Here is a 13,489-nt window from a genome sequence, read left to right as displayed (position 1 = left end):
CCACGAACAGGAATTTAATAGAAAATGGCTCGCCGCTTAACACAAGAACTCGCCTTCTCCGCCCTCGCCATCGAAGGTGGCCTGCTGGCGCCCGACTTCCTCAACAAGGTCGCCCGTCTGGAAGCATCGGAGCAATCCGAGGCCGATTACGACGTCCCTCGCGGGCTCAAGCTGCGTGACGAAATCGGTCGCTACTGGAAAATTGCCCAGAACCTCTGGCAAGACTTCGACGCCAAGCGCCGTCGGTCTGACCTCGATACGCATGCCATCACCGTGCGGGAGTTTCTGGAGCCCCTGTGTCGGCAGGTGTTGGGTTTTTCGGATTTACGGCCAATCGGCCAAGTCGTGCTTGATGAGCGTGTCTTCCCGATTGGCTTCAGCGCAGGGGAGGGACGGGTGCCGGTGATTTTCGCCGCGTATGACCAGGGGCTGGACAAGCCGAGTAGCCGCCATGGAGACGGAATCCGCCGCCGCTCTCCGTTTCTGCTCGCTCAGGAATGCCTGAACGCGTGCGAACAGGCGCTGTGGGCGGTTGTTAGCAACGGGCTCAAGTTCCGCGTCCTGCGCGATAACCCAAGCCTTACCCGCCCTGCGTATATTGAAGCGGACCTCGAAGCCATCTTTAGCGAGGGACTGTACCCAGACTTCACCGCGTTGTGGCTACTGACTCACGGCACCCGCTTCGGCAAGGTGGGGGCTGAACCGGCTGACTGCCCGATTGAGCGCTGGCGTAACACAGCGCAAGAGGACGGCGTCCGCGCCCGCGACCGCTTGCGGGTTGGCGTCACCGAAGCGCTTCGTGCACTCGGCACAGGTTTTATCGCGCATTCGGCCAATAGTGCGTTGCGCAAACGCATCGAGGCGGGTGAGCTTTCCACCCAAACGTACTTCGAGCAACTCCTCCGCCTGATTTACCGCCTTATCTTCCTCGCCACAATCGAGGACCGTGAACTGGTGTTCGCGCCGGATGCCAGTGCGCAGGCCAAGACCCGCTACCAAGCCGGCTACAGCCTGCAGCGCTTGCGTCAACTCGCCGCACGCCGACGAAGCTATGACCGACACTTCGACCTGTGGCAGGTTCTCACCATTACCGTCGCTGGCCTGAGCAACGGCCAAGCTGCACTTGGCTTGCCAGCCCTAGGCGGCCTGTTCGACGCCGGCCAATGCCCTGACCTCGACAGGGCCGTATTGGAAAACCAAGCGTTGCTTTCGGCATTGTTCAGCCTATGTTTCTTTCGAGAGGGAGCGGCGCTCTCACGGGTGAACTACCGCGACATGGATTCCGAAGAACTCGGGAGCGTCTATGAAAGTTTGCTGGAGCTGGTGCCGGTCGTCACGCTCACGGGCGGAGCGCGGACCTTCCGCTTCATCGGCGATGACGACGAGGGCAGTACGAAAGGCAATGCGCGCAAACTCACCGGTTCCTACTACACACCTGACACCCTCGTACAGGAACTCATCAAGAGTGCGCTGGAGCCGGTTATCGAACAAACGTTGAAGGCCAATCCGCGCGAGCCAGTCAAGGCGCTGCTCGATTTGACAGTATGCGACCCTGCTTGCGGCTCCGGACACTTTTTGCTTGCGGCCGCCCGTCGCATCGCCGAAGAAGTCGCAAGGCTTAATGCGGCTGACGGCAACCCGTTGCCGGAGGACTACAGGCACGCGTTGCGTGACGTTGTCGCCCACTGCGTCTTTGGCGTCGATAAGAACCCTATGGCGGTGGAGCTCTCGCGCATGGCGCTGTGGCTGGAAGCTTACACGCCCGACAGGCCGCTGACTTTTCTTGACCATCACCTCCAATGTGGTGATGCGCTTCTCGGAGTCCTAGACCCCAAAATTTTGGAGGGGGGCATCCCGGATGAAGCCTTCGCTGCGCTTTCAGGCGATGATAAGCCTACCGCATCGGCGTTGAAGAAACAAAATAAGGCCGACCTCAGGAGTTGGAAATCGATTGCGGCCGGAGACCTCTTCACTAAGACCGGGCTTGCAAGCCAAGCCGATTCTGTAGAGCACTTGGCAGACGACAACCTCACGAGCATTGCTGCAAAACGCGATGCGTGGAAGCGCAGTTCCACCTTAGCAAAGGAAAGCTTGTTAGCGAAACTAGCCGATACCTACGTGGCGGCTTTTTTAGCGCCGAAGGTGCCGGCCGAGGCGACACGTGTTCCGTTGTCGGGCTATCTATGGGGTTTGTCTACTGGACAGGTTGCCAGTCAAGATATCGACAATGCGGCGAGCGCTATTTGCGCGCGTCACGGAGTCTTTCACTGGTGGCTTGCCTTTCCGCAGATAGCGGCGAAGGGTGGCTTCTCGGTGATGCTTGGCAATCCGCCATGGGAGCGTATCAAGCTGCAGGAAGAAGAGTTTTTTGCCAATCGCAGCCCATTGGTCGCGATGGCCAAGAACAAGGCGCAGCGCGCGGACCGCATTGAGTTACTGCAGCAGGGTTTGTTGCTTCACACACTCTATCCGGACGTCGAAGCCGCCGAAGGTCTTTCCCCCCCGAATCAAGCAGAAATGCAGCTTTATGAGGCCTTCATCGAGGCCCGGCGGGGTGCCGAGGCCGCGAGCTTATTCGCTCACGATAGCCGACGGTATCCTCTGACGGGACTAGGTGACGTCAATACCTATGCATTGTTCGCAGAAACCTTTTTACAGCTCGTTTCACAAGAGGGCCGCGCGGGTTTCATCGTGCCGCTGGGCATTGCGACCGACGACAATACCAGTCAATACTTTGAAACCGTCTCCGAAGGACGACTCGTCAGTATGTTCGGTTTTCGGACCGGCCCGGGGATGTGGGCCGACGTTGGCCATCAGACGTTCAGATTCTGCTTGGTTACCATCGGTAACGTTGCAGTCGGCAAGCTCAGTTTTAACGCATTGTCCGTCGACGAGCTTCATGACGAAAGACGTGTCTTTTCGTTAAGTCCCGACGATTTTAGGCTCATCAATCCGAATACACGGACTTGCCCCGTGTTTCGAAGCCAACGGGATGCCGAATTAACCAAGAAACTCTACCGTGCCGCGCCTGTACTTATAGAAGAAGGTCGCTCGAACGACGACGGTAACGTTTTGGACGACGTGAATCCATGGGGCATCCGCTTTTTTACAATGTTTCATATGTCGGCCGACAGTAGTGTGTTTCGCGATGAGGCTGCTGGAGCGAGTGATTCGACACGATTGCCGCTATACGAGGCGAAGATGATTCATCAGTTCGACCACCGTTGGGCCACATACGTCGACGCCTTCGGCAAGCCGGATGGGCTGGACACTGAAGACTGCACTGAATCGCAGAAGCGCGACCCGCGATTCACTGTTCGGCCACGTTACTGGGTGGATGAACGCTTGGTGCTTGCACGCATTGCCCGAGTGCCAGGCCGTATCGCCAGCGCTTGGTTGGCCACGCACGCGGCTGGCACCGGCGAACCGCCCAAACCGGAGAAATCGCTGGAGGTGGCGATTGCGAGCTGGGTGGCGGGCGAGTTGTTTCGACGTGCGGCGGGGACGCCAGACAGAAAGACGGGCTGGTCCGGCAAGACCCTGGCGCAGGCCTTCCAGACGGCCCAGAGCGAGATGGAACTGCGTTTCTCGCGGCTCGCGCAGGCGCTGCGGGGCGTTGGTATCGATGGGAAAAAGTCGTTGAGCGAGTTTCCTCGCTGGGCAACGCTGGATGCCGAAGTAGGGCTGAGTGACCGTGAGTTGTCGGACATAGAAGATTGGAGCCAGCGCCAGTACGGGTTGTCGGACGATGAATATCGTGTGCGAGGCCTTCTCGACCGGATGGACTGCTGGATGGACGCACGCAGCCCCAAGTGGCTGATGGGTTGGAGAGATATATCTAAAACCCAGAACGAGAGGACGTTAATTGCGTCCGTCATGCCGCGCGTCTGCGTAGGTCATACCCTTCCACTTCTTTACACGTGCCAATCTCCCTCGCTGCAAGCCGCCCTGCTCGCCAACTGGTCGTCGCTAGTATTTGACTACGTGGTCCGTCAGAAGGTTGGAGGTACTCACCTGACGTACGGCTACCTGAAACAGTTCCCGGTGTTGCCGCCCGACCGATATAGCAAAGATGACCTTGAGTTCATCGTGCCCCGCGTGCTCGAACTCACCTATACGGCCGACGACCTAAAACCGTGGGCCGAGGACCTTGACTATCGCGCTGCGCCGTTCTCGTGGGACCAAAATCGCCGAGAGCAGTTACGGGCCGAACTCGATGCGTACTTTGCACGTCTTTATGGTTTGAATCGAGAAGAGTTGCGTTTCATTCTGGAGCCCGCCGACGCGATGGGTGCCGACTATCCATCTGAGACCTTCAGGGTTTTGAAGACCAATGAGACGCGGCAGTTCGGGGAGTATCGGACTCAGAGATTGGTTCTTGATGCATGGGACCGTTTGGCGTCGGGTGACCTGGTGTCTGAACCCATCCGAACCAACGGGGCGCCGGTCGTTTATTCGGAGCTTGCAGTCATCCGTACTGAGAGCGAAGCCGAGCTTGCAGGGCTAATAGCCGCGCTGGTGGCGCAATATGAGAACGGCATTTCGGTCGCTAGCTTACAGGACGTGGTCGCTCGCACGGTGGCCCCGGGTTACGCCGAGTTGTTCCTTGAACCCAAGGACGCGGAAAGAATGCAATTTCTGGTCAGAGACATGAGCGTGCTGACTTCCTCTGCAAGCTTGGCTCAGATTCCGCTACTTGTACGTCGTCTTGAGGGGAGCGGTGCAATTCGTCCCGAACGCAAAGGTGTTGCGACTATTTTCGTTTCCGGGGCCAGCCCGCTTCCGACGGACGTGCGAAGCTTGCCTGAACACCCTGAGTTGGCTGGCTTGATGTTCAAGCTTGAGGCGCGGCGAGAGCTTGCACGAAAGAATGATGTTCGTCTGAATGAGTTCGGTGAGCGCGGAACTGACGCCGGTACCGGCACCCGCTAAGGAGGAGCGATGGGAAGTTGGCTACAGGCGTACCCGCCGACCAGGGAGTTACCTCGGCTTTGGGTTGAACAGTTATGGCTCGTTAAATCGAAGGAGCCGCTGGCCATCGTCCGTAAAGTCGACCTGCACCCGGGCGTGAACATAGTCTGGGCCAAGGAGCCCGAATCCAGCGACGCGTCTGGGCTGGCCAGCGCCGGTCATGGGGTTGGCAAGACTTCCCTTTGTTTGCTGCTTCGCTACTGCTTGGGGGATGACGCCCCCTCTATCGCCGCACTTCGCGAAAAAGCTGCGGCGTCCTTCCCACGGGGAGGTGTCGCGGCAAAGATTCATATTGATGGGATAGCCTGGGTTGTGTTCAGGCCGTACGAAACTAATAGCCATTCGACAGCAGGAGTCGATTGCGAACTCGAAGCTTTGTTCGCAGAAGAGGCAATGCCGGGCGGATTTCCATCGTTTCTCGCAGCCCTAAGCGAGTCCTTTATAGCAAGGCTCCCTGCGACCTCGCTCCCGGGAAGCAACCAAGCCCTGGAATGGAAGCACTTACTGGCGTGGTGCGTTAGAGACCAAAAAACGCGATTCGACGGGTTTTTCCACTGGCGGGATGGCGACGGCCTCGGGTTTCGCCGTTCTCGACAGGACCCGCCTCTATTCGTGCGAGCCGTACTAGGACTTCTCGAGGCTGAGGGAGACCGCCTCATTCGCGAGGTGGAGTCATCTCAGACGGAGCTCAAGCGCCTCGAGGAGCAACTGCTCTCGCTAGAACGCGAGCAGGCCTATGGGCTGACTTACGTCGAGGCGCGACTCCGCACTTGGCTTCGCGCTGGCGCTGACGTCCCAATCTTTACGAGCATCTTAGGACCTTCGCTGGAGGAGATAGTAGCCGACTTGAAGGCTAGGGCGGAGGCTTACGAGGCCGAAGTCGACAGAGAGTCCGAACGGTTAGAAGATGCGATTGCACCGCTAATTGTCAACCTTGGTGAACTGCGGCAAGAACTCACTTTGCGTACGAAAGAGACGGAAATCGCTCAGGCCTTACTTGACGCGAATCAAGCGGAATACACGCGCTTGCTAACCGAGCGTCAGGAGTTAAATAGTCTCGTAGGCCTATGTCGTTTGGGCCAGGTCGAGTTTTCAGATTGTCACCATATCTCGACAAGGCGCAGCACGTACAACTTGCCTCAGCTTATCAATCAGCGTGCGACAAAGGCAAATGAGCCACAGCGGCTGTTCGAGCTGCAGGAGGCCAGCCGACTCGAGAGCGAATGCCGAGAAGAACTTGAAACTCAAGAATCACTTGTCCACAAGAGGCGCGTAGAGGTTCGTCGGCTCCAAGTACGAAAGGGAACAAGCGAGGCACAACGAAACTCTCTCGAGGAGCTTTGGGATGATTTGAAGTCTCGCGCATTGGCCCGTGAGAACGGTCTCGCGTCGCAGTCGTTGGAGCGAGGTCGGACGCAACGAGACCTTCAGGCGCTAGACCTGAACGAAAAACGAGCCGCACTGCTCAGGCGAGACCACGAGCTCTCGGAGCGAGCGACCACTTTGCATCGGCTTACTCAAACGGTCGCCGCGCGCCTGCTCGGGGAGTCTGGCCAGGGCCGGTTCATTCCGGATTCGGATGACCGACTTTTCGAGCTCGCACTCGGCGGTGAAGCGTACCAAGTGCTCGAGGTCTTGCTTGGTGACATCACCTGTCTGATTGATTCTGCAACCACCGAAGAGAGTCACTATCCGGGCTTTCTGGTTCACGACTGCCCACGTGAGGCCGACATGAGCGAGCGCCTTTATCGGGAGTTCCTGTCGACCGTGGCTGACGCAGCTTTTGAGCTGTCCACCATCCAAGGTACCGTGCCTTTCCAATATATTGTAACCACAACGTCTCCGCCCCCGGAAGCTCTCAAGACGGACGCTCACCTGACGCTTGTTCTGCAACCGGGCTCCGATGAAGGGTTGCTTTTCAGGCGACGACTCGGGCCGGGAACGCTAAGTTTTTAGCCAGTCCCAAGCGGCGCCTGATAGCGGTGAGACAGGAGGCTTCATGCATAGTTTGCACACGTTCCAACCCGTTCCGGCACTAGGTAGCCTGTCTTGGACACCTCTTGGTTTGTGGAGGCCACATCATAGCGTTCGCGTAGGGAAGTCGGCGCCCGCACGAGGCTCGATATGAATGACACAGTCGGATATTCCAGTCTCGATGCGGTACCGCCGTCTCCGGTTCAGTGGAACATTCTCGAGCAAACTCGTGTCGAAAAGGCCGCGTCTGATGGAGGTTTCGACATTACTTTGACGCGTGAAGGAAGCTGGCTCGTCTTTCGGTCAAGCGCCTTCTCCCAACGCCTTGGCGTTGAACAGCAATCCGCCCAAACCTACCGCGTGGAGTTTTCAGACTTGACGTGGGGAAAGACAGTGGCGGAAGACTGTTCGCTTCTCGTCCTGCAGCAGGAAGGGCTGTGGCCCATAGTCGCAAGTAACGTGACAGGCTATGACTTCCTCCATCACGTGCTGCTTCGCGCAGCAAGCCTGTGTCGCGTCCTAGCGAACGAGACTTTCGGTCAGTTTCGGGCTGCCACCGTTGACTTGCCTGCTTCCACTGAAGCTGAAAGACTGGTAATCCAGCGGGTGGGCCAGGACATCTTCCGACGCGGCCTCATCGAATACTGGCAAGGCCAGTGCGCTGTAACGCAGCTCGATGTTATTCCATTGCTGAAGGCGTCCCACATTCGACCGTGGGCTGCCTGCGATACGGATGTGCAGCGACTGGACGTTTTCAACGGCCTCCTCTTGGCGCCACACGTAGATGCCTTGTTCGATGGAGGCTGGATTTCTTTCTGCGATAGTGGCGAAGTGATTGTGAGTGAACTGCTGCCCATCCCGGCTCGGTCGCATCTTGGCGTGCGACCCGACTGGAAATTGGCATCTGTGACCGACTGTCACAACTCATACATCGCTTACCATCGCGACAAGGTATTTCGCAAGCACTAGACTTTGGTGAGTTGCAGGAACGAAGGGGAGCCCTACCTGCCGCGGCTATACATTTGAACGCCGAAAGTCGCTATCGGTGGCGTATGCTCAGCAGGCCGTGACAGGTCTGGCGCCGGGCGCGAGACCTAAATGGCATCAACACGGAGTGCATTTCGACGACGTATCTACGCAAGCCTCCTATGGAGGCACCACACTAAAGGTTGCGACCGGCATTGGCGGCGCAAATGGCAACCGGCGTGACGTACGGCGGTGAAGCGCAATTCGAAGGCTTCACCTGCGCTCAGGTCGCCGGAACCTGGGCGACGCCAGTTGGTTGAGGACCCACCACTTAGAGGCTTGGCGGGTCATGGTCATTTTTATGACACGAGCGACTTCGGGCGGACGAGAGTGGTTGGCGCCAAGCCGTGTGCCAACATAAGCCGGCCAATTTCAAACACGGCCGCAACCCTTTCGTCTCTGACCGTCGCAATAATCTGATTCGTCGCAGTCTCTCGGAAATGCTGCCCGTCACAGTGGATAAGCCTGAGAAGGTCCGACATGTCGTGTACCTCTCCGGGAATCAATTCGCCTTCGCCAGCGACAATTCCGACCGCGAGTGAATGGTTTCCACCGCCGACGAAAGTGATTCCCCACGGAAGCCAGAGAATCAGTTGATGATTTCCGAAATCCTGCCTCCACTCTCCCGCTCGCTTTCCCTTCCCTATGAAGGCCAAAGCGCTCGAGATGCGCTGCCTATTCCACGGCCACGGCAATACAACGTCGGTCGCAAGCCTGACCATAAAATCTTCTGCGGGCAGTTGCTTGCCAATGCCATAGACAATGGATTGAATGCGGCGGTCATCGAAGAAGAACGTCGACGGATGGATATTCCCCGGCGCCTCATGAGCAGCGTTCTCGATGACGCCGACCAGCGCCGCCGATTGAACCGGGCGCAGTAGAACCTTGACGAGGTCGTAAAGCGCAGCGGGGTTCTTTTCAGCGATGTCCCGTGCCATCTCCATGACGTTCTGGAAATGCGTTATGGACGATTTCCTTTTCGACAGGCGTAGATGTCCACGGAGCAACGCCTTGAATTTAGCAACGTTCATGCTTTCCTTTTTTGGTAACAAGCTCAAAAACTCAGGCGCACACGCCATACGCAACAATCAACCTTTGTCGGGACTTACAATCCGAAGAATTCATCCCGCACATCGGTTTCGACGGTGGCCGAAGTAGCCGGTTTTGCCCCCTTCTGTCTTACGGCACCAAAATTCGATTCTTTAAGTCGAGCAGCGGCGAATGCGGCGTCGCCATGCCTGAGACGTCGGCGTCAGTAGCGGTGAGGTATCATCGCCCTCATCACTCACCACGGGGCGCCAAATCTGATGTCCGTAGATTCCAGCTGGTTTAGCCAGATTGAACACGAGTGGGCGCAACTTCGCCAATGCGACCCGTCGCTCGACGTGGAAAGGTTCTTCCGGCACGTTGTATCGGCAAACAAGGTCGGATTTCTTTCACTTGAATCTATCGCGGCTATTGCGAACGGCCTGCTGACAAGCTCGTTGTTGGGCGCGCCTTATCTCGGCCGGCGACTGCTTGAACGGGTTGGCCCTGGCCGGCACCCCTCCCTTCGGGTCGCGCTTGCGCTGTCTCTTGTCACCGAGACAGGTGGTCCTGCGGATTACGAAGGCGGACACCTCATTCTGGGCGATGTGCTTAAGGACGATACGGCGAGCGACCCGCTGCGCGGCATGGCGGCAGCAGCTCTTGCGGACAGTGCGCGGGTTGGCCGCGGCATGGACGCCGACCTCGAGATGGCCAAGGGCATGTACGCCACGGCGGTGGAGCTTGGGCACCGGGCCGCCGCGTACAACTTGGGCTTGTACTGGGAGGGTCACTGGGACAGAAGTGCTCCCGGCGACCTCCTCCCCGACCGCACTAAGGCAGCACAGGCATATAAGCGCGGTGGTTCGAACGCAAAATGCGCTGCCCGTCTCGACGCATTGCGGACGCGTTCGAGGTAAACGACGCCAATCGCGCGTGATGACGCAACGAAAAGCGAGCTCTAGGCGCTCGCCTTCACGTCGTTTACGCAGCAGCTTCCAGCGCGGCCGCGACATTCATCTTAGCGCCCATCTTTTTGGCGCCAACCAATTTCTTCGTCAGTGCCTTCTTCGCCACACTGTCTTTGTCGCGGGCTTCTCCGCGACGGCCTCCGACTTGGTCGCAGCGGCAGAATGCGCAACTCCGCTACCCAACATAAGCAACGGCTTATTCGATAACTCCATGTTGTCGCAACCACTGTCCGTGCTCAGAGACAATGGTCGAGAACGGCGAAGGATTTTCGCGGTACATTACCTTGAACAAAGAGAGGCAATCCGGGGGCGACTTGTCTGTGCTGACACTTTGTACTGACGCGTCAACTAATGAACTTGTGGGACCGAGCTGGATGGCCTTCTCAGCAGCGACGGTCGTTGACATCATGTCGTCGGTACCCTGTAGCGCACATGTTCGGAAAGCGCTGCGGGCGGCCACGTTAAAGGCTGAGCTTCCTTTAACTTGTCCGAACAGTCCGAATTCGATGTTCATGCTCTGGTGCCATATTTCCAGCTGTACTTTTTGCCTTTCCAAGTCGGCGCCGGGCGTTTCGGAGAACACCGATACTATCGAGAGACCCGTACAGAGGGCAGCACCTGCGTCCCACCACGGTGAACGCAAAGAATCGATGAAGCCCAGCATAACCGCCGCGCCGACCAAAATCCCGCACAGAAGGGTCGCTGCCGCACCAACGTACTCAGCCGCAACCAGGGGTTTGATAGCAAGGCCCACTCCCAACAAAAGAGCCGCAGCCGAAATAGTAGCTCGTATTCTCATAAACTTGTCGGTAGCATCTTCGCGAATCATCAGCAACCTGCCAACCGTCGCCTAGCTTGAACGAAACGGAGCGACGCGCGCCAGGGTCTTAGAAGCTAGTTAGAAGCCGCTTTAGTCCTGACGGCGCTGGGTTCGCCCGTTTGCTTGAATATGTCATCCATCAAGTCTTGGACGACGCCGTCGGCATTTGGAAACTGATGCAAAACCGAATTTTTCCAGTGCCCGGACGCGATGAGACCGCCGTTTGGCGCCTTGTAAAAACGGATGTCCATCGACCGCAGGTACATGACGATGTCCCAAAACCAACTGTCGCTGTACGTGACGTTCATGTCTGCTTTGTCGCACGCGGGGGCAACCGACACCGACACGCCGTGGTTTTCCAGGTTGCGTTGTATGGCTGCGTCCATATCCGCCGACCTGCCTCCATGGGCCGTGAAGCACGCCGTTGTCATCGGAGAATTCTTTACCTGCGGTCCAGCAGTGACGTTTTGAGTCGTTGAACATCCAGAAAGACTGGCGAGCGCCAACACAGCGGCGACAGCGGAGACCAGAGTGCGCATTTTATTTTTCCGGTTTGAATGCAAAAACGGCACTCTGAATATCGGCAGCTACGTCGCAGACTTGAATAAGCGGCCCTCCGCCGACAAGAGTAGCGCCTTCCCAACGAACCGTTCCTGCTTGCGGTCAGCGGCCCCGGGCTATTTCCGTACCGTCGCGGGTTCGTGCAGAATTACCGTTCCGCGGTGTGTGGGTGCGTCAACCGGATAATAGAACCAGGCTGCCCAAACATGACATACCGGGTGACAAACGTGATTTTTGTGCCGTGGATTGGCGCTAGGTACGAGGCGGGGGGCTTTCGTGGGCTGCGAACATAGGCGTAAGCCGCATCGCGCGCATCGTCTCTGATGAGCGCGAGTTGTTTCTCATGCTTGACGCAACCGGATGCGACAGTTTCCGCGCCGAACATGGCAGCTTCTATTTCGAGGGACGCGATGAAAGTTTCCGCGTCGAGGTAGCGTGGGTCGACATGACTGGCAAGGATGCCGAGGCAAAGAAAGCCGATGCCGCTCCGACACTGAAGTCAGTGTTCCAGCGCTACCTGCCCTACCGTCAGGCGCTACCTGGTAACGTATCGGAAGCTCTGCTCGCTGTTGGGGGTACCGGCAGCCAATTCGACCTGGCATGCACGCGCAAGTTACCAACGCATCGAGGCGCTTGCCACAGGGCAGGCCATGACTATCGCAGCGCTAGCGAGCAAAGCAGAAGTCGCCTTCCGCGACGTGAAGCGGCTGCAGGATTTCGAACTCGCCGCGCCGGCGCTGATTATCAAACTGGCGTTGACCCTAGATGTCGCGCCCGGCGATTTGCTCACGCAACACGAAAATGGTGTTGGGTTCGCTGCTGGAGCAGCCCCACGTATCTGAGGACACAAGGACCCTCTTAAAATAACGGATAGTCTTGTGTCTAACAGTAAGCCTAGTCATTACGTGGAACCCATCGAAATTCTGAGTGAGCCGGAGCGCCGTCGGCGGCGCACGGCGCAAGAAAAAATCGCCATCGTGCAGGAGACGCTGACACCCGGCGCATCGGTGTCAGCCGTTGCCCGACGGCATGGCGTGAACCCGAACCAGGTGTTCGGCTGGCGCAAGCAATATCAGGAAGGCAGTCTGGCGGCAGTAAAAGCGGGCGAGACCGTGGTGCCGGCATCAGAACTCGCCGCAGCCATCAAGGAAATCAAGGAGCTGCAACGACTACTCGGGAAGAAGACGATGGAGGTCGAAATCCTGAAGGAAGCCGTGGAATGGGGCCGCTCAAAAAACCTGATTGCGCGCTCGCCCTTGCTGCCGGGGGACGACCATTGAAAACGGTCTGTGAAGTTCTCGGCGTGGCGCGCTCTGGTGTAGCAGCAAAACAGGCTCGCTCGTCGGATTGGCAAGATGGTCGTAGCGCCAGACCGACCGACGACGCTGAACTGGTCGAGGAAATCCAGGCCCACGTCGCGCACCTACCGACCTACGGCTACCGACGCATCTGGGCACTGCTGCGCCGTAGTCGAGAACAGACCAGCGCGCCTTGCATCAACCACAAGCGGGTGTATCGGGTTATGCGTGAGCACCAGTTGCTGCTGCGTCGTCCCGGCGTGCGGCGAGACACGCGGCGGCATGACGGTCGAGTTGCCGTGGACCGCAGCGATAAACGCTGGTGCTCCGATGGCTTTGAGTTCCGGTGCGACGATGGCACGCCGCTGCGCGTAACGTTCGCGTTGGACTGCTGCGACCGGGAGGCGATTAGCTGGGCTGCGACAACGGGAGGCCATAGCGGCGACGTGGTGCGCGACGTGATGCTCGCTGCCGTCGAACAGCGCTTCGGCACTACGCAGGCCGCGCAGCCCATCGAATCGCTGACGGACAACGGCTCCGCATACATCGACCATCGCACGCGCAGCTTTGCGCGCGAACTGGGCCTGCAGCCGCTGACCACGCCCGTGCGCTCGCCACAGAGCAACGGTATGGCTGAGTCGTTCGTGAAGACCATGAAGCACAACTACGTCGCCTATATGGATAAGCCTGACGCGCCAACGGCCCTCTCGCGTCTGGCCGTTGCGTTTGAACACTACAATGAGCGCCACCCACACAAAGCACTGAAATATCGCTCGCCTCGCGAGTTCAGGCGTGCTGCGAAGTCATCAATCTAACGGTGTCCGCGTGTCCTCAGTTACAGG

General features: G+C 58.1%; 9 protein-coding genes. 6 read left to right on the top strand and 3 right to left on the bottom strand.

All coding sequences use genetic code 11. From position 1 onward, the window contains the following. Nucleotides 1-24: 24 nt before the first annotated feature. From CUJ91_RS18430 to CUJ91_RS18420, 3 genes are all read left to right on the top strand, one after another. The gene (locus tag CUJ91_RS18430; RefSeq protein ID WP_114156796.1) at nt 25-4,932 is read left to right on the top strand and encodes an Eco57I restriction-modification methylase domain-containing protein; all 4,908 of its coding nucleotides are present in this window, start codon (nt 25-27) and stop codon (nt 4,930-4,932) included. A 9-nt stretch (nt 4,933-4,941) separates the two neighbouring features. After that, nucleotides 4,942-6,927, top strand: a complete 1,986-nt coding sequence (locus tag CUJ91_RS18425; RefSeq protein WP_114156795.1) for a coiled-coil domain-containing protein — start codon at nt 4,942-4,944, stop codon at nt 6,925-6,927. Nucleotides 6,928-7,095: 168 nt separating this feature from the next. Beyond that, nucleotides 7,096-7,914 (top strand): HNH endonuclease, encoded by an 819-nt coding sequence (locus CUJ91_RS18420; protein ID WP_114156794.1) that lies wholly within the window; start codon nt 7,096-7,098, stop codon nt 7,912-7,914. A 356-nt stretch (nt 7,915-8,270) separates the two neighbouring features. Here CUJ91_RS18420 and CUJ91_RS18415 read toward each other — a convergent pair whose 3' ends face one another. Beyond that, on the bottom strand, nt 8,271-9,002 hold the full coding sequence (locus CUJ91_RS18415) for a DUF6710 family protein (RefSeq protein ID WP_114156793.1): 732 nt from the start codon (nt 9,000-9,002) through the stop codon (nt 8,271-8,273). Nucleotides 9,003-9,278: 276 nt separating this feature from the next. Between CUJ91_RS18415 and CUJ91_RS18410 the strand changes: the two genes are divergently transcribed. After that, nucleotides 9,279-9,917 (top strand): SEL1-like repeat protein, encoded by a 639-nt coding sequence (locus CUJ91_RS18410; RefSeq protein ID WP_114156792.1) that lies wholly within the window; start codon nt 9,279-9,281, stop codon nt 9,915-9,917. 247 nt (nt 9,918-10,164) lie between these two features. Here CUJ91_RS18410 and CUJ91_RS18405 read toward each other — a convergent pair whose 3' ends face one another. Together CUJ91_RS18405 and CUJ91_RS18400 are read right to left on the bottom strand one after the other, a co-directional pair. Next, nucleotides 10,165-10,797 carry a hypothetical protein gene (locus CUJ91_RS18405; protein WP_114156791.1) on the bottom strand — a complete coding sequence of 211 codons (633 nt, stop codon included), beginning with the start codon at nt 10,795-10,797 and terminating at the stop codon, nt 10,165-10,167. 65 nt (nt 10,798-10,862) lie between these two features. Then, entirely contained in the window at nt 10,863-11,327 is a 465-nt protein-coding gene (locus CUJ91_RS18400) for a hypothetical protein (RefSeq protein ID WP_153067640.1), read from the bottom strand. A gap of 672 nt (nt 11,328-11,999) precedes the next feature. Here CUJ91_RS18400 and CUJ91_RS18390 point away from each other — a divergent pair. Together CUJ91_RS18390 and CUJ91_RS18385 are read left to right on the top strand one after the other, a co-directional pair. Further along, nucleotides 12,000-12,191 (top strand): hypothetical protein, encoded by a 192-nt coding sequence (locus tag CUJ91_RS18390; RefSeq protein WP_114156788.1) that lies wholly within the window; start codon nt 12,000-12,002, stop codon nt 12,189-12,191. Between the two features lie 72 nt (nt 12,192-12,263). Further along, a protein-coding gene (locus CUJ91_RS18385; RefSeq protein ID WP_167450682.1) for an IS3 family transposase occupies nt 12,264-13,462 on the top strand; the annotation gives its coding sequence in 2 pieces (ribosomal slippage) (nt 12,264-12,579 and nt 12,579-13,462; 1,200 coding nt in all). Nucleotides 13,463-13,489 lie beyond the last annotated feature (27 nt).

Source organism: Paraburkholderia graminis (assembly GCF_003330785.1).
In the GTDB taxonomy this organism is placed as follows: Bacteria; Pseudomonadota; Gammaproteobacteria; order Burkholderiales; family Burkholderiaceae; genus Paraburkholderia; species Paraburkholderia graminis.
This window is presented reverse-complemented; position numbering and strand designations above follow the sequence as displayed.